This window comes from Prevotella herbatica, from assembly GCF_017347605.1.
Classification (GTDB): Bacteria; Bacteroidota; Bacteroidia; order Bacteroidales; family Bacteroidaceae; genus Prevotella; species Prevotella herbatica.
Genome location: NZ_AP024484.1, coordinates 2,080,375 through 2,099,059, shown reverse-complemented (window position 1 = coordinate 2,099,059; position 18,685 = coordinate 2,080,375). Strand labels below are relative to the sequence as shown.

At 38.0% G+C, this 18,685-nt stretch carries 13 protein-coding genes; 8 read left to right on the top strand and 5 right to left on the bottom strand.

Going from position 1 to position 18,685, the window contains the following annotated elements:
* Positions 1 to 12: 12 nt before the first annotated feature.
* From prwr041_RS07750 to prwr041_RS07735, 4 genes are all read left to right on the top strand, one after another.
* Entirely contained in the window at positions 13 to 1,182 is a 1,170-nt protein-coding gene (locus prwr041_RS07750; RefSeq protein ID WP_207153257.1) for a SusF/SusE family outer membrane protein, read from the top strand.
* A 63-nt stretch (positions 1,183 to 1,245) separates the two neighbouring features.
* Positions 1,246 to 2,640, top strand: a complete 1,395-nt coding sequence (locus tag prwr041_RS07745) for an Outer membrane protein SusF domain-containing protein (RefSeq protein WP_207153256.1) — start codon at positions 1,246 to 1,248, stop codon at positions 2,638 to 2,640.
* Between the two features lie 214 nt (positions 2,641 to 2,854).
* On the top strand, positions 2,855 to 4,384 hold the full coding sequence (locus prwr041_RS07740) for an AAA family ATPase (protein ID WP_207153255.1): 1,530 nt from the start codon (positions 2,855 to 2,857) through the stop codon (positions 4,382 to 4,384).
* 3 nt (positions 4,385 to 4,387) lie between these two features.
* Entirely contained in the window at positions 4,388 to 5,914 is a 1,527-nt protein-coding gene (locus prwr041_RS07735) for a vWA domain-containing protein (RefSeq protein ID WP_207153254.1), read from the top strand.
* Positions 5,915 to 5,989: 75 nt separating this feature from the next.
* Here the strand turns inward: prwr041_RS07735 and prwr041_RS07730 are convergent, their stop codons facing one another.
* Genes prwr041_RS07730 through dapF form a run of 3 tightly spaced genes read right to left on the bottom strand, consistent with a single transcriptional unit; the run spans position 5,990 to position 10,338 of the window.
* Positions 5,990 to 8,179: a glutamine synthetase III family protein gene (locus tag prwr041_RS07730; RefSeq protein WP_207153253.1), complete on the bottom strand. Its 2,190-nt coding sequence runs from the start codon at positions 8,177 to 8,179 to the stop codon at positions 5,990 to 5,992.
* Between the two features lie 43 nt (positions 8,180 to 8,222).
* Positions 8,223 to 9,458, bottom strand: coding sequence for an LL-diaminopimelate aminotransferase (locus prwr041_RS07725; protein ID WP_207153252.1), 1,236 nt, complete (start codon positions 9,456 to 9,458; stop codon positions 8,223 to 8,225).
* Positions 9,459 to 9,495: 37 nt separating this feature from the next.
* Positions 9,496 to 10,338: a diaminopimelate epimerase gene (gene dapF, locus prwr041_RS07720; protein ID WP_207153251.1), complete on the bottom strand. Its 843-nt coding sequence runs from the start codon at positions 10,336 to 10,338 to the stop codon at positions 9,496 to 9,498.
* Between the two features lie 339 nt (positions 10,339 to 10,677).
* On the opposite strand from dapF, the gene prwr041_RS07715 reads away from it, so the two are divergent.
* Both prwr041_RS07715 and prwr041_RS07710 read left to right on the top strand, forming a co-directional pair.
* Entirely contained in the window at positions 10,678 to 11,034 is a 357-nt protein-coding gene (locus prwr041_RS07715) for a P-II family nitrogen regulator (RefSeq protein ID WP_207153250.1), read from the top strand.
* 309 nt (positions 11,035 to 11,343) lie between these two features.
* Positions 11,344 to 12,051 (top strand): hypothetical protein, encoded by a 708-nt coding sequence (locus prwr041_RS07710; RefSeq protein ID WP_207153249.1) that lies wholly within the window; start codon positions 11,344 to 11,346, stop codon positions 12,049 to 12,051.
* 307 nt (positions 12,052 to 12,358) lie between these two features.
* Here the strand turns inward: prwr041_RS07710 and prwr041_RS07705 are convergent, their stop codons facing one another.
* Together prwr041_RS07705 and prwr041_RS07700 are read right to left on the bottom strand one after the other, a co-directional pair.
* Complete coding sequence (locus prwr041_RS07705) at positions 12,359 to 13,414, bottom strand: glycoside hydrolase family 43 protein (protein WP_237072177.1); 1,056 nt, start codon at positions 13,412 to 13,414, stop codon at positions 12,359 to 12,361.
* A gap of 587 nt (positions 13,415 to 14,001) precedes the next feature.
* Positions 14,002 to 16,473 carry an outer membrane beta-barrel family protein gene (locus prwr041_RS07700; protein WP_207153248.1) on the bottom strand — a complete coding sequence of 824 codons (2,472 nt, stop codon included), beginning with the start codon at positions 16,471 to 16,473 and terminating at the stop codon, positions 14,002 to 14,004.
* 146 nt (positions 16,474 to 16,619) lie between these two features.
* On the opposite strand from prwr041_RS07700, the gene prwr041_RS07695 reads away from it, so the two are divergent.
* Positions 16,620 to 17,894 (top strand): glycosyltransferase family 4 protein, encoded by a 1,275-nt coding sequence (locus prwr041_RS07695; RefSeq protein ID WP_207153247.1) that lies wholly within the window; start codon positions 16,620 to 16,622, stop codon positions 17,892 to 17,894.
* Complete coding sequence (locus tag prwr041_RS07690) at positions 17,891 to 18,670, top strand: glycosyltransferase family 2 protein (protein WP_207153246.1); 780 nt, start codon at positions 17,891 to 17,893, stop codon at positions 18,668 to 18,670. The genes prwr041_RS07695 and prwr041_RS07690 overlap by 4 nt, the downstream gene beginning before the upstream one ends.
* The last annotated feature ends 15 nt before the right edge of the window (positions 18,671 to 18,685 follow it).

The window sequence follows — 18,685 nt, the reverse complement described above, 5'->3', positions numbered from 1 at the left end:
AAAGTATATATTATGAAAAAATTAAATATATTGGTTACATTGTTAATGGGTGGACTGCTTTTCACATCCTGTAATAGTGATCGTGACGACAACCCAACATTTACTTTGCCGGCATCATTCACGCTAAATGTACCGGCTAATGCAAACAACAATGTTTATGACTTGATTAATTCAAGCTCAATAACATTTACAGCTAACCAACCTGATTATGGTGGTTTCCCATTGCCAACAAGCTATGCGATGCAAGTTTCAATGGATTCTACTTTCACTGATGCTAAAGATGGAAAAGTTGCAAATTATATAGAATTGCCTACACCATTCGCTTCAACAACAATGAGTATAAAAGCTTCTGAGTTGAATGAACAAATAATAGCTCTTTATGAAAGTGTGAAGAACACAGACAGCTATGATAATCAGGTTCGTCCTATGTATATTAGAGCAAAGGCTTCTGTATCAACTATCAGCAACAGCGTTGTGTACTCAAACGTTGTAAAACTGCCTAATGTATTAGCTAATTATAAGGCTCCGGATATTTCTCTTCCTACAGATATGTATGTTGTAGGTGGAAGCATCGGAGAATCTTGGAAGACTTGGCAAAAGATGAGTCCAGTATTTAATTCAGCTGGTCAATTCTATACAGTTATCTACATGCCTGCTAATGGAGTATTCAAATTCGGTACTAAAGAAAATGATTGGAATGGTGCATCTGCAATAAACACCATTACAGATACTAACAATGCTGCTGGTGTATCAGCTGGCTCTGGTGACAATATTACGTTTGCTAACGCAGGCTGGTATGTATTGAAGTTTGTAGACAAGATCAAGGGTGCAAAGATTCAGTATGACCTGATCATTGATAAAGCTGTTGTTAATATCACTGGTACTACGGTTGGTGGTTTCGACCAATCTATACCTTGTACAGCTCCAGCTGATCAAACAGGGCAATGGGTTTCACAGCCATTTACTGCTGCTGGAGAAGTTCGCGCTTGCGTAAGCGTTCCTGGTGCAGATTGGTGGTGCACAGAGTTTACTATGCAAATTTCAACTGGTAATATCCACTACCGTGTAGAGGATATTCCAAATAACTGGTTGGAAACATTGGGTGCAGACTACTCTATTCAAGCTAAAGTTGGTCAGAAGTTATACTTCAGCTTTGACACTGGTAAAGCTAGCTTAAAATAGGACAAAACTCTCCCTACCGTTGAGGTGGGGAGAAATTGATAACCAAATAAAAGATAATTCAATATGAAGAATTTATTTATATATGGCGGATTGCTTTTGTCAGCCGTTGCCTTGAGTTCTTGTAACCAAGATTTCGGTGACTGGGCTAGTCTCCAGAAAAATGATCAGGAAGCTACCGCTGCCGCTTATGGTCTAAACTTCACTGGATCAGGAGTAGATATTGACATGAATGCAGACAAAGTTCAAGACTCATTGGACATTATCGCCGTTACAAGTTCTAATACTAACGTAGCTAATGTTATAGTTAAGGGTGTTACTGTCAACGGGCTTGTTATTCCTTATGCATTACATGGTACAACTGTTCGCGTTGCTACAGCTCAACTTGATGAAATAGCAAAAGAATCTTTGAAAAGTCAGAAATATGAAAAGAGAGCTTTGAACGTTACAGCTACAACATCAGCAGTGCTTACATCTGGAGAGGCTGTTGCTATTAGTGGCTCAGTAACTCAGAATGAAACACCTATAAAGACTCCAGACGTTGACGCAAAGGGTTATTTCATGCTAGGAAATGTCAATGATAATGGTTGGACTCCGAATAAGCCCGTTTGGCTGAAAGAAACAAAAGATGGTTCACATATCTATACTGCTGCAGTAAAAACAACAAGCGATACGAACTGGTTCAAGTTCTTCGGTGGTTCAGGATATGTTGGTGATGGAACAACTTGGGATAACGTAAATCCTGTCGCATTTGGTTGTGCTACTAATGGCGATGCTTCTACATTCAACTACCTTAGCTGGAAAAACGTACAGACACCAACAATCCAAGGTGCCGGTACATGGATTGTTACTTTTAATGCAAATACATGGACTTACACTGTATCTAAGCCTATCATGTATATGGCCGGTGACGCCAACGGTTGGAAACAGATTGATTATTTAGGAAGTACTGATGGTGACAATTTCAGTGGTTTCATGTATCTAAACAACAAAGGATTCAAATTCAGTTCTGAAGCCAACTGGGATGGAACGAACTATGGTGCTGACTTCTCTACAGATACACAAGCTGCCAATATTAGTCTACCTACCGGTGATGCTGATGGTTATTATAAAGTAGACCTTACTTTATCTACAAAGAAGATGACCTTCACGCCAATCACAGTAATCGGCCTTGTTGGTGATGCGACACCTAATGGTTGGCCTTCAGACGCTAATCCTAAAGGAGATGCAGTTATGACCTACAACGTAGCTGATCGTGCTTGGGAAATTAGTGGTGTAACATTAAAGTCTGGTGAATTGAAGTTCCGTGCTAATTACGCATGGGATATAAACTGGGGTGGAACAACAGATAACCTTACACAAAGCGGTGCTAACATTAAGATTACCGAAGATGGTACTTATGACATCAAACTTTATGCATGGGCTGACGGATTTGCTAAATATGAGATTACAAAGAAGTAATTAATATCACATCTATCTATAATTTAAAAGACGTTGTTTCAAATGGAGCAACGTCTTTTTCTATTTAATACCACAAGTAAAAGATAATTGACATATAAAAGAATTATATATTCATTGAGTTAAATATTTGTAGAAGTTACGCCGTTAAAAAAGTTTATAAGATTCAATACGTTTTATTAAATGACGGAAAAACTGATTAACTTTATACTCAAGTATGGAAATGAAACAAAGAATGCTGAGTCTCATTAATGAGATGAACAAGAATATATATGAGAAAGACTCTGAAATTAGTCTATCTCTACTCGCTGCAATAGCCGGTGAGAGTATCATCCTTCTCGGTCCTCCGGGAGTGGCAAAGAGTATGGTGGCACGTAGATTAAAAAGTGCCTTCAGAAATGCACGCTCATTTGAATATCTTATGTCCAGATTTTCAACTCCTGACGAACTATTCGGTCCTGTATCGATTTCGCAACTAAAGAACAATGATATATATGAACGTTCTACAGATGGATATCTGCCAAGTTGCGACGTCGTGTTTCTTGATGAAATATGGAAAGCTGGACCAGCTATTCAAAACTCATTGCTTACAGTTATCAACGAGAAACTTTTCCGTAATGGAAGAAACGAGATCAAATTACCACTTAAACTTCTTGTAGCTGCTAGCAACGAATTGCCTGCACGTGGCGAGGGGCTGGAGGCTCTGTGGGATAGATTTATCATTAGAATTGAAAGTTGTGCTATAAGAGAAGAAGCAAACTTCACTTTAATGATGATGGGAGGTGATGACGATGAAGACTTTACTGACAATGAAATAAAAATTTCTAATGACGAATATGCCCAATGGTCAAAGGATATTGAACAAGTGGATATAAGCATTCAGGCTATGGATTGCATAAAAGACATTAGAAAAGCACTAAGAACCGTTGAAGTAGACGGAGCTGAAGAACGTCGCGACATATATATCAGCGACAGAAGATGGAAGAAGATTGCACGACTTGTGCGCACATCTGCATTCATGCACGACAGAAAGTCTGTTGTGACTTGCGATCTACTACCTATGTATCATTGTCTCTGGCAAGAACCTGACGAGCGTGATGCTGTGAGAAGAATCGTCATCAGGGCTATATTCGCACCATGCGCATTAAGATTTGCCAAACTAAAACAAAATTTGGAGGATGAGATAAGAAACAGCAGTTTGCAGCAAAGAGCTGGAAGAAGTACTGCGAGACAGAGACAAAGAGACGCAGACAAGAAAACTTACAGCGACTATTACTATCGACTTGCCAAACATGAAACAGGACATTCGTTTATCGTAATGGCTGACTTCAGGCAATTACCCGAAGTTGGTGAGGACGGAGAGGAAGGATTAATGTTCCAAGATCCAAGAAACGAAAAGATTACAGTTATAAAGGTCTATGATGGTAGTAAAGTTCCATTAGGTAGTCGACCTATAAGCTTAGCACGTGATAATGACAACGTTTATATTGACGGTTTGAAGTTTGAAATTGAAAAGACCGATATGAACGATGAGAAAACAGCTCCAATTGCTGAAGATACTAAAGAATACAGGGACTACTCGAAAGAAATAGATTCGCTTGCTGACAATCTTAACGACATGCAAAAGGAACTTGAAAATAACATGTTTATTAATGATGAAGACAGACGCGAAATAAAATTGTATCTTGCCGATTTCTACAAAGAAATAGCTTTTACCCGACAGGATATAGAGAAAATAACGTATTAAAAGATGAACTCCCTATATTTAAAACTTCTAAATGATTATTGTCATTCTGGAAATGTACCTTCTATTCCGTCTGATGCAATTGAGGGTAAGCCATGGGTTATAAAGAAAGATCCGTTAATGGACTTTCTACTCAAACTGATGGGCGAAGCTAAATATAGAACCATGATTCAGACGAGCAGACTGAGTGCAAAGATATTTTATTCTGCCGTAGGGAAATTCATTGCCGAATGCACTCATTACGAGGATTTTCAAAACCAGCGAGCGTGGACTGAGCGAAATAACATGATTAAAGTGCTGAAATGGTCTGAAGCTAAAAGAAACGACAGTAAGGCACTGCAAAACCTTATTGATGATATTTCGGCAAGGCATCCTGGATTTGGATTCGACAAGGATTTCATGCTTCGTATACTTTCAGGCGATGGATGCAAAGAAAAAGCGAACTGGGAAAAGTTGGTTAACGAATGGCAGCTTACACTTGACAGACATATTGAAAACGAAAGTAAAGAACATATCGTAAAACGGAAAGACGATTTCAAAAAAGGATTGGACATTGTTATGAGACAGGTTGGAAACTACATGCAATCTCACAATATAATTGAACAGCAAGCTATACAGGCTTGGGACATGATGGATGGACAATGGACTGAAACAGAATTTGAAAGACGACTTAACGTTGTGAAGATTCAGGACAAATACCCAGAAATAAAGGAAATCGCTGCTTACATGGGACGTACAGCAGACTCAAACGGTCGTGACAGACTAACAATATCATCTGGAACGGCTATGAAAATGGAGCATTCAAGCGGAAGCGATATTGAAGGAATAACCGTGGGCAATGATTTAAACTCGTTACTGCCTCTTGAACTTGCACAATATTGTGACGACGCAATGGGTGACATGTTCATCTACAAATTTCTGACCAAACGATTACAGACATTTAGATATAAGAGCGAGATGAGTAAGCCATCGCGTAAACTTGGTTTTACTCACGCAAGCAGACGCGGTCCAATGATTGTATGCCTTGATACTTCAGCTAGTATGTATGGAACTCCGCAACGCATCACGGCATCACTGTTGGCTTTACTTGAAGATACTGCCGAAGAATTAAGGAGAGATTGTTTTCTTATTGATTTCAGTGTTTCTATAAGACCAATTGATCTTATGGCACGAAGACAACGGAAACGAATGATGAACCTTGGATTTAAGGATGCAGACGAAGAAAAATTTGCCAAAGGGCACGTACCTTTTATTGGTGGAGGAACAAGTGCCAGGAAATTGCTTGATGCAACATTCAATCTACTTGATGATGAACAAAATCATTATGTCAACGCAGACATTCTGCTTGTCAGCGATTTTCTTATTCCTATGGTTGGAAAGGATTACATAGCAAAACTAAAGAATTACCGCAACACCGGTACTAAGCTATACGGACTGAGTATAAAATCTGCTGATGACAAGGAACTTAACCTATGGGAGCAGATGTTTGATAAGATATATGAAATAAGATATCGTCAATTAAGGAAATATTAATAAAAAACGGGATGTAATCTCACGATCACATCCCGCAGCAAACTTAAACAACCAATAAAGAAATAGATTGGTGTTTTATCTGATGAAGAGTAGTTCCCTATATTTTGGAAGAGTCCAAAGTTCATCGGCAACTACTAGTTCCAACTTATCTATTTCGTAACGAATTTCTTCCATCTTTGGTTCCACTGTGTCGTGGTAAGCGATGGCTTTATCGTATTCGCTCTCAATTTTATTGGCAACCTTTCTTGCATTTACCAAATCCTCGACACCAGCCTCGATCTTTTTAGTACGGGTAGCAATCTCCTCAATAATCTTCATATTACGTGAAGAAAGAGTTGTACCTTTCTCTTTACCAAAGATGGTAATCATGTTTTCTACATTCTTTGCAAGCTGACTCTGATAGTGAGTAGCTACAGGAATGATATGGTTCATGCTAAGGTCGCCCATTACGCGAGCCTCAATCTGAATTTTCTTTGTATAGGTTTCCCATTTAACCTCATTGCGGGCTTCGAGTTCGTTCTCCTGCATCACATTCATGTCCTCAAACATCTTGATGCTGTCCTTGTCAAGATAGCGCTCGAAGATTACAGGACAAGACTTTTCGCAATCCAATCCACGCTTTGCAGCTTCTACTACCCACTCGTCACTATATCCGTTTCCATCAAAATGGATAGGCTTTGAAGCAACGATGTCTTCACGAACGATGTCGATGATAGCAGCAATCTTGTCTTCGCCCTTAGCGATAAGTGCATCTACACGCTTCTTGAAATCTGTCAAAGCTTCGGCAACAGCAGTGTTAAGTACAATCATTGCACTTGCACAGTTTGCCTCACTACCAACAGCACGGAACTCAAAACGGTTACCAGTGAATGCGAATGGTGATGTACGGTTACGGTCGGTATTATCAATAATAATCTCTGGAATCTCAGGGATATCTAGCTTAACACCCTTCTTACCTGCAACATCAAACAAATCTTTCTTGTCAGACTTCTCAATATGCTCAAGCAAATCACTAAGCTGCTTGCCCAAGAAACTAGAAATAATAGCAGGAGGAGCTTCGTTAGCACCAAGACGATGAGCATTTGTAGCACTCATGATACTTGCCTTAAGAAGTCCGTTGTGACGATAAACACCTACCAAAGTCTCAACAATGAATACAACAAATCTTAAGTTGTCGATAGGAGTTTTGCCAGGACCATGAAGAAGCACACCTGTGTCTGTACTTAGACTCCAGTTGTTGTGCTTACCACTACCGTTGATACCATCAAAAGGTTTTTCGTGGAGCAATACACGGAATCCGTGCTTATGAGCTATTTTCTTCATTAAGCTCATCAACAACATGTTATGGTCTACTGCTAGGTTAGTTTCTTCGAAGATTGGAGCGAGTTCAAACTGATTTGGAGCAACTTCATTATGGCGTGTTTTGCAAGGAATACCAAGTTCCAAAGCCTGTATTTCAAGGTCTTTCATAAAATTCTGTACACGCTCAGGAATAGTTCCGAAATAATGGTCGTCCATCTGCTGATTCTTCGCAGAATCATGTCCCATTAGGGTTCTGCCAGTCAACATAAGATCAGGACGAGCAGCGTATAAGTTCTCGTCTACAAGGAAATATTCCTGTTCCCATCCAAGGTTACTTGTAACCTTCTTTACTTCTGGGTCGAAATAGTGACAAACCTCAGATGCTGCAGTACTTACAGCACGTAAAGCACGGAGCAAAGGAGCCTTATAGTCAAGAGCCTCACCTGTGTATGATATAAATATAGTAGGTATACAAAGTGTGTCGTCCATAATAAACACTGGTGATGTAGGATCCCATGCACTATAACCACGAGCTTCAAAAGTATTTCTGATACCGCCAGAAGGGAAAGAAGAAGCATCAGGTTCCTGCTGGGCAAGAAGTTTTCCAGAGAACTCTTCTATCATTCCACCTTTTCCATCATGCTCTATAAAGGCATCATGCTTCTCGGCAGTACCTTCTGTAAGAGGCTGGAACCAGTGAGTGTAATGAGTGACTTCATTATCGTCAGCCCACTGCTTCATGCCCTTTGCAACCTCATTGGCAATAGAGCGATCAAGGCGTGCGCCGTTGTCGATAACATCTACAAGCTTGGCATAAATGTCAGCAGGTAGATATTTATACATTTTCTGACGATTGAAAACCTTCTTTCCGAAAAACTCAGATGGTCGTTCGGCAGGTGTTGCCACTTCTAGTGGCTTCTTACGTGAAGCTTCAGCTACGGCTTCGAATCTTAGATTTGTCATACGTGTATATATAAATTCAGTGTTTGTGTGATTATATATTTCTTTATTTTAAAGTCCATTCAGCTATACGCTTCATAGCTTCCCTGCAGTCTTCACGATCACCGAATGCCGTGAAACGGATATAACCTTCTCCACTTGGTCCAAAACCAACACCTGGAGTGCAGACTACACTTGCTCCATAAAGTAACTGTTCAAAGAATTTCCAACTATCTATTCCATCTGGAGTCTTTACCCAAAGATAAGGAGCATTTATTCCGCCAAAGACTTTGTATCCTAGTCGTGTGAGACTGTCGCGCATTATATCGGCATTCTCCATATAATAGTCTATAACTTCTTTAACTTGCTTACGACCTTCAGGAGTGTAAATAGCCTCAGCAGCTCGCTGACTGATATAACTTGTGCCATTGAACTTAGTGCATTGGCGACGATCCCAAATCTGGTTAAGACTAGCACGCGCTGTTCCATCAAGAGCAGAAGCGGTAAGTTCTTTAGGTACGATGGTATATCCACATCTTATTCCTGTAAATCCTGCTGTCTTTGAATAACTATGGAATTCCACTGCAACCTTTCTAGCACCCCGTATCTCATAAATAGAGTGAGGAATAGACTCATCACGAATATAAGCCTGATAAGCAGCATCGTAAAGAATTATTGAATCATTGTGGATTGCATAGTTAACCCATTTTCGAAGTTCCTCTTTTGTTAGAACTGTTCCCGTAGGATTGTTAGGATAGCACAGGTAGATCATATCTACACGGTGATCAGGAATTTGTGGTATGAAGTTATTGTCAGCAGTACAAGGTATGTATGTTACATTACTCCATGCACCATTCTCGAAAACTCCAGCACGTCCAATCATCACATTCGAATCTATGTAGACTGGATAAACAGGATCTGTAACTCCGATATTGTTGTCCCAGCGTAAGATTTCCTGGAAATTTCCAGTATCGCTCTTGGCGCCATCGTTTACAAAGATCTCATTCATATCAAGATGTATTCCACGAGGGAGAAAATCATTCTTGATAATTGCCTCACGCAAGAAATCGTATCCTCTTTCAGGACCGTATCCTCTGAAACTAGCCTTCTTAGCCATTTCGTCAGTGGCTTTGTGCATAGCTTCAATAACAGCCGGACAAAGAGGCTGAGTGACATCACCAATACCTAGGCTAATAACCTTTTGTTTGGGATGTGATACCTTGTAAGCATTTACCTTCTTGGCAATGTCTGCAAACAGATAATTGCCTGGCAATTTTAAAAAATGTTCGTTTATTAATGCCATAATTTTTTATTGTGTTGTATAAGTTTGTTACCTTCTGTTATGGGATTTGAATTTCACCTTCGAAAACAAATTCTGCCGGACCTGTCATATATATATGTCCGTCATCCTCGTTCCATTCTATATTCAAAGTTCCTCCATCCATTATAATTTCAACCTTACGGTCTGTCAATCCTGAAATCACAGCCGCCGTAGCTGTTGCACAAGCACCTGTTCCACAAGCCCATGTGATACCGCTTCCACGTTCCCAAACCCTGGTTCTTAGTTTATCCTTGCCCACCAGTTGTGCAAATTCAATATTGCACCGCTGGGGGAAGGCATCATCTCTCTCTAGAATCTTACCATATTCAGCTATATCAATATCTTTGATATCATCAACAAATATCACATAATGTGGATTTCCCATAGAAACGAAAACACCTTCTTTTGCGCCTGGTATTGACGAAAGAGAAGGGTGCTTACCTGTAAACTGCTCTGTCATAGTCATCATAGGCTCAAGCATGTCTACAGTTACACTCCCAACCTTATTTTCATCATTTAGATGCAGGTTAAGAACTTTCACGCCAGAAAGTGTTTCTAATTTAATTCTCGTATTTTTGGTAAAACCTTTTTCATATAGATACTTCCCTATACATCTGCTAGCGTTGCCGCACATCATGGCTTCAGAGCCATCTGCATTATAAATGTGCATTGAAAAGTCAGCAACACTATCTTCTGATGGTCTTCCTATAAGAACCAAGCCATCGCTGCCTATTCCAAAATGAGGCTTACTCCACTCTATTGAAGCCTTAGCAGGATCAGGTATCATATCAATAAGAGTATTGACATATATATAATCGTTTCCTGCTCCATGCATTTTGGTGAAATGGATAGTATTTGCCATTTTGTTACTTTCTTATTTATAAAACTTACGTTTTGTCTTGTTACGTTTGCAAATTTAATACGTTTTGACAAAATAAACAATAGTTTGGTATCAAAATAATGTTGTTTTTTAATATAAGTTATAATTCGAAAGCATTTATATTCATTTTTCTTTCGGATTGTAATCATACGTATGCAGTTTTGTTAATAATGCGATTATTAGTAATTTTTAATTTCACTTTGTATCGGTATTTGAACTTTTTAGTTACACTTTGTCTTAAATTTGCAGATAAAGTTTACAGGATGACAAATCAAGGCGTTGATACTAATAATATATATACATTAATTTAATATGAGGGTTATGAAGAAGATTGAAGCGGTTATCCGCAAGACAAAATTTGAAGACGTCAAGGAAGCTTTGTTTGCAGCCGACATTGAATGGTTTTCTTACTATGATGTAAGGGGCGAGGGAAAAAGGAGGCAAGAGCATATTAGCCAAGGCGTGATGCATGACACTAGCAGTATTGAACGCATATTGCTGAATATAGTAGTCAGGGAGAAAAAAGTTGAGCGCACTATTGAAGCTGTAAGAAAAGCAGCATGGACTGGAAAGATTGGAGACGGACGAATATTCATTATACCTGTTGACGATACCGTGAGAATACGAACAGGAGAACGTGGAGACCTAGCCATATATAATGCAGAAAAAGAAAAGTAATAGAGACGACACAACACACAAACACAAAATTTTAAGTTATGACAACACAATATTTAAGTATATCGGCAAACAACTATATAGATGTTACTTCTGTCCATTAATCACGAATTTTACAATCGTGAATTTGGATTTTTAAATGCTCTGGCATTTGGTATCATCAGCATCGAATCATTGACCATAATAGTGTGGGGCATTTTGTCCTATATTAGAAACAACACTCATGGTCTTCATATTCTTCACATAACAAAAAAGAAATGACTTAATATCTATTAGTATTAATAAATTAGTTACAACTAAAAAAGATTATTTATGGTAAATAAAGTATTATCAGCAATGGTTATCGGAATGATTGCCTTCGCTACACCAGCAAACGCTCAGGATAACGTTAGCGGAACTGTAAGTGCAGATGTTGTTAACCAGTATATCTGGCGTGGACAGGATCTGGGAGATGTTTCTTTGCAACCTACATTAGGCTTAAACTACAAAAGTTTGTCACTTTCAGGATGGGGAAACGTTGGATTAAGTGACAAAGACGACACTAAAGAGTTTGATATAACGGCAGCCTATACAATTGGAAAATTCCACGTTGGAATAACCGACTATTGGTTTAATACTCCTATTGACAAATATTTCAGTTATTCTGCTCACAACACATCACATGTTTTTGAGGGAAATGTAGGTTATGATTTCGGAAAGTTCTCACTAAACTGGTATACTAATTTTGCAGGTAACGACGGAATAAACAAGGATGGAAAACGAGCATACTCATCTTATGCTGAAGCTAATATTCCATTTGCGCTGGGTGGTCTTAACTGGAATGCCACAATAGGAGCAGTACCTTATGCAACTAGTTTCTATGCTAAAGCTAATGGCTTTGCAGTTACCAATGTATCTTTAAAAGCAACAAAAGACATTCGCGTGAGCGACAGTTTCACAATTCCAATTTTCGCTGGAATAACAGCTAATCCAAGTACGCAGAAAGCTTATTTACTTTTTGGATTCACTCTAAAACCTTAGATTATCAACATATATGCAAGTCCCTCGCCCTCTTTGTTTGGGGCGAGGGATTATTTATAGTTCATTGTCAATTAAGAAAGAACATCCTACACAATGAGCTTGAACTCTACCAGAAAAAGTTTTTAATGTCATAATGTCACAAGCCTTTGTTTATAATGTAATACCGCAACAAACATGCAGTGCCATGAGAAGTGTTCCCTCTCCATATAAAAATATTATAAACAAAAATAGACCAAACGCAAAAATGGTTCAACCGAGTTGACGGATGAACCACTTTTTTACGTATATCAATATTACAAATTAGATATTATTTCTTTTCATCAAGCTTATTTAAATTCAGAAGCCTATTGTATTCTTGCTTGGTTATACGCATAAAACTTCCGTGCTGCGGTCCAGTTACACCATTTATATCAACAGGATCATGGAAATTGCGCATATTCTTATCAGCCTTGCAAATACGATAACGATGTGGACGACTACTGTATTCTACATAAGCTACACGCCACTCATCACTACCTATTGGTTGGAATGCACTGCTACCTTCTGTCTTTTTGTTACCTTCAAAGCTGACATAATCATCTTCAACAGGTTCACCCCATCCTGAAGTCAACTTACTAGAAGTTGCGGTATATATACCAGGCTTTCCACCTTCTTTTTTAATGAGCATATGGTACTTACCATCTGAAGGCAAATAATTGATATCAGCATCAATAGTTGCATAGCCCCAATCAAAAAGTAGCTTAGGAGTAGTAAGCTTTGTGAAAGTTTTATCAGCGTAGCTGTAATACATTCTGTCATATCCCTCTTCAGGTCTATTCAACATTGAGTAATAAATCATGTATCCACCTTTTTCGCCATTGTCCCATGTATAATTAGGATCCCAGAATATCTGAGGAGCCCATACACGATTTATAGTAGACCAATCTTTATAAGTGCTTTTTGCTGTTGCTGAATCACAAAATATTTGCTGTCCCTTTCTGTAGTCAAATGTAACACTGGTCCAGTGAATAAGATCATTGCTCTTTAAGAGGTCAATACCATAGTTATCCCATTTGTGACTTTTTGCCACGCACATATCCGTAGTTACCATAATATATGATTTTCCGTCAGACGTACGTGTAATATATGCATCACGAGTACCTCCCTCAATACGTGCAAGTTTCTTCGAGTCGAAAATAGGTTTACCACCAATTATGTCCTGATAGTTTACACCATCGCGACTTACAGCAAATGCAGTCCATTCTCCCAAGTCACTCATGTGACAATAAAGATAACCGTAATCACCTTTCACTTTGTTTTGCGCTGTTACCATCGTAGCACTGCCTAGAAGCAGGAATGACAGCAGTAGATTCTTAAAATTCATAGATTTTATTGTTTTTATTGATTGATAGATTTTATCTTGAAACTTTTTCTATTCCATATCTTCGCAACATCCATATCTCTACACTGTTGATGATATTCTGCCACGAAACATAACAGATGGGACCAACTGATAACAAGTGCCACGTAACAGAAGAAGTTTTCTAAATTCAACCTTGTAGAAGGTTACAAATAATATTAGGAACATAAAAACGGGTAATGCATTTTTATTGTATGGAGCATGCCATTCTGCTATTAGAGACAAATAAGGAATGAAATGAAACGTAAAGTACACTATTATTCCTATAACAATAGCTATCGGCAGAGTCCAATTCTTTAAAAATCTAATTACAGACATAATGATTTATTTTCTCAAAAAGCATAACAAATTTATTATGCCAAATACCGTTATAATGCAAAGGTACTTTATTTCCTGATACTTACAAACTGTTGTACTGCCTTTTTTGTTATTAAATACTAAATATGTAAATAACAAACACTATTACTTGCCATAATGACAAACAAAGACAAAGGTGCGATATCAAAATGACGTCGCACCTTTTGTCGGTTATAGTTATGGCATACTACATTTTACATTCCTACACCTTGACCAACTCCACCCATTCCTGAGCCAGCACCTTTCTTGTCCTTTTCATCAAAATCATTAGTTATGTTGCTCTTGTGTTGCCCATATTGCTTATTGCTGTTACCAAACTTCCAAGATGCAGTGAAAGATATCATGTGAAGAGGAATTGAATATTGAGTTCTATTAATGAAGTCAGCACCTGCACTATATGAAGTCATCTTAAGTTTACTTCTCATAGGATTAACATATTGTACGCTTAGTGAAAGTCTGTCTTTGAACAACTGTTTTGTAAACGAAGTGTTTAGGAACTGCATTCCACCACTGTAACCCTGAATATTGTAGTCACGTGTCTTAGCATATAAACCTAGACTCCATTTGATCTTAAGTGGCAAAACCTGCTCAAGACTAGCATAAATACTGCCCTGCCATCCGTTGTTGCTGCAATTCAGTTCCTTCGAGCGCATATCTCCATAATCTACCGAACCGTTCATCATAAGACTTGAAGTCTTACTTATTGTCCAACGGGCAAACATATTAAAGTTTGTCCACCTGTTCTTCGTGTTGTTTCTTCTTGTAGTATTGAGCACGTTGTCTTTGTCAACAAAAGAATATTCAGCAATTTGGTTGTTGCAGAAGTTCTGTCCAAGAGTCATGTTCATCATTAATTTAGCACTATACATATTGTAAACCAAACTTAAATAATGTGATTTTTCAACGTCAAGATTTGGATTACCATATGATATATATGTAGGGTCTGAACGATCAACATATGGGTTAAGATAAGAAATTCCAGGACGGAGTATGTGCATTGAATAGTTTAAGCCAAGATTACTCATCGGAGTCATCGCATAACTTAATGTAAATGAAGGTACAAGACATCCATAGTCTTTCTTGAAGTTCTTTCCTGTTTGTTCTGGATATTTAATATTTTCCCAAGTATGTTCGTATCTCAGTCCAGCCTTTGTACTGAATTTATTCATTGTAGCCACATATTCTGCATATCCAGCAAGAATAGACTGATCGTTATTGTATTTCACACTGTTATCAGCATTCAACACCTGCTCATCACCCTTATAGTCATAATATTTTGAATCAGACTTATTATGCCTATAGATATATTTTACTCCGGTATTGAGAGTTGTATTCTTTGATAAGGCATTCACTAGGTCTACCTGCAAAGTATGTGTGCGTCCGTTGGTTTCCATGTCTGAATACATGTCGCCAGTTTCTTGTTTTGGTTCGTATTGGTTACGTGAGCTTTTCTCCGTTGAAGGAGTGTTACTAAACAGATAACTCAAAGTTATAGAAGATTTATGCTCCCTATCGAAGAATCGCTGATAGTCAATGTTCCCATTAAATCCTACGCTAGATTCTTTTGTGCTCATTTTGTTGCTATATGAATGTCCGCTTCCATAGATTCCACCTTCCATAGAAGTGAAAGGAGTTCCATTAATTTTGGATTCAAAAGATGTAAGTCCTATTCCGGCATTAATGCTACTTAGGGAATCTAGTTCATATCCTAAGTTAAGATTTCCCATTTCAAACGGCACTCTCTGGTCGGATTTCTGATTGTATTTCATAACTGAATTCTGACCGTTGACAATCTTTGTTTGTTCTAAGTTGACATTTATATCTTTCATATCCTGATAGCCCACAGTTGCATTTGCACTATATGTGAGTTTTCCTTGCTGCCCACCAATATATGCAGACGTGCGATCACTCTTGTTGCCAACAGTTGCACTCAAATTACCACTATATCCATCCATATTTTGTTTTTGGCCTGAATCATGATTAAACTTGATGTTCAATATACCAGCAGTACCCTCAGCATCATATTTTGCACCTGGATTTGTAACAACCTCAACATTTTTTACCATTGAAGCTGGTATAGACTTAAATATTTGTGATGCATTTGCTTGGAACATTGGATTTTCCTTACCGTCTACAAGGATCTTGAATGACTTTGAGCCATTCACAGTTATATTATCCTGACCGTCTACAGTAACCATCGGAACTTTGCGCATCAAATCTAGAAGAGTCATACTTTTCGAGTCGACATCTTCCTGAACATTATAAGTCATCTTGTCGGTTTCCATTTTAACGACAGGTTTCTGGGCTACAATCTCGACCCCTTTCAATGCTTTTGAATCGTCAGATGTGTATACATTACCCAAATCTACAGTTGGCTCACCATTTATTGTGAATTCACGTCTTACAAGTTTTTTACCTACTGAATTAAATGTAATAACAAATGCTCCCTTACCATCAACAACCTGCTTAATTTTTCCGTCACCATCAGTCAACGACATTGCTATTGGCTTCTGTAAGCTTCCGGCCTTATAAACTCGTATTGTAGCATAAGGTTCAGTAGCATTCTGAATAGAATCTTTCAATGTACCACTGATAGTAGTCTTTTGTGCCATCATATTTCCGCTAAAGAGCAGAGTGATCATGGCTAGTAAAAATAACTTTTTCATCTCTATTTTATTAGTTTCTTTTGTTTAGACGCAATAACTAAAAAAAAGTTGCAAGGAAATTAGAATATTCTTATTTTTATTTTGTTCTTACCTCTACTTATCTTATCTTTGCATGTATAATTATTTATGAATAATAATCACATGCGATGAGAGTACTTATTGTAAATACAAGCGAAAGTACAGGCGGAGCAGCTGTTGCGGCCAACCGTCTTATGAACGCTCTAAATAATAATGGTGTCAAGGCAAAAATGCTTGTAAGAGATAAGCTGAGTGAAGAAATAACGATTGCCGGTCTGCCTCATAAATGCCTCAATCAAAGACATTTTCTTTGGGAGCGTTGGTGCATATTCTGGCATCTTCATTTTTCACGTAAGCATCTTTTTGATATAGATATTGCAAATTCAGGAATAGATATTACTTCACTCCGTGAATTTAAGGAAGCCGACGTTATACATCTTTCTTGGATTAATCAAGGTATGCTTTCACTTAAGAACATACGCAAAATCATAAAATCCGGTAAACCTATTGTATGGACAATGCACGATTTATGGCCTGCTACAGCTATATGCCATTATGCACGTGGATGCAAAGCTTTCAACTCTGGATGCAAAAATTGCAGACTGCTACCTGGAAATGGGTCAAACAAGGATTTAGCTTATAAGATTTGGAATAGGAAAAAGAAAATATATACAAACAGCAATATTCATTTCGTGACATGCAGTATGTGGCTGGAAGGACAAGCAAAACGAAGTGAACTATTAGTTGGACAGCATGTGACTAGCATTCCAAATCCAATAGATACAAGATTATTTTATAAAAAAGATAAAAGCAATTCTCGTTTAAATGCAGGTCTCCCGGCAAATAAACGTATCATACTTTTTGTATCACAAAAGGTTACTGACGAGCGCAAGGGTATGGAATATTTTGTTGAAGCTCTTAATAAATTAGTTAATGCCAATCCTGAATATAAAGAGAATACATGTGTGGCTATATTGGGCGGACATTCTGAAGAAATAGTAGAGCGTTTACCTCTTGCAACATACCCATTAGGATATATAAATGATGTGAAAAGAATTATCGACATTTATAATTCTTCAGATATTTTCGTTCTTCCATCTTTAGAGGATAACCTACCGAACACAATTATGGAAGCGATGGCATGCGGAGTGCCATGTATTGGTTTTAAGGTAGGTGGAATACCAGAAATGATTGATCATCAAAAAAATGGATATGTTGCAAAATTCAAAGATACACAAGATTTAGCAAATGGTATTAATTGGATTCTTAATGAAGCTAATTATGACGAACTGAGTGCTAATGCTGTTAATAAAGTTGGGATGAACTATTCACAGCATTCTGTAGCAATGAGATACATTGAAGTATATAATCATGCAATGGCATTTAAAAAATATAATATATGATAACATTTTCGGTTATAACATGTACCTATAATGCTTCTTCTGTCCTTCAAAGAACTCTTGACAGTGTTTTGATGCAATCATACCAGAATGTGGAACACCTAATCCTTGATGGAGCGTCACGTGATAATACTGTGACAATGATTAAAGAATATATCGCCAAGTCTGATAATATACAAAATACAAGACACCGCATTATATTTACTTCTGAGTCCGATAAAGGTTTATATGATGCCATGAACAAGGGTATAAATAAGGCAACTGGGAATTATTTAGTCTTTTTAAATGCCGGTGACGTATTTCCGTCTTCATCCACATTGGAGACTATTGCTAGTGTGGTTGGTGAAGGTGAGGAGTTACCAGGAGTACTTTATGGTAATACAGATATAGTGGATGACAACGGAACATTTTTGCGCCATCGCCGTTTATCTCCCCCATCCCACCTCAACTGGCGGTCATTCTTGCATGGCATGTTAGTATGCCACCAGGCATTTTATGCACGTACAGATATTGCAAAGCGCAATAATTACGACCTGCATTACAAGTTATCGGCTGATATAGACTGGTGCATTAGAGTTATGAAGGATGCCAAACGTCACAACCTACCTTTAAGGTATGTAAATACCGTCGTGGTGAACTATCTTGATGGAGGTATGAGCATTCAGAATCATAAGGCATCACTTAAGGAACGTTATCATATAATGTGTAGACATTATGGATTTATCACTACTACGCTCATGCACTTGTGGTTTGTCATGCGTGGAATAATACAAAAATAAAGTGAAAAATGTTAT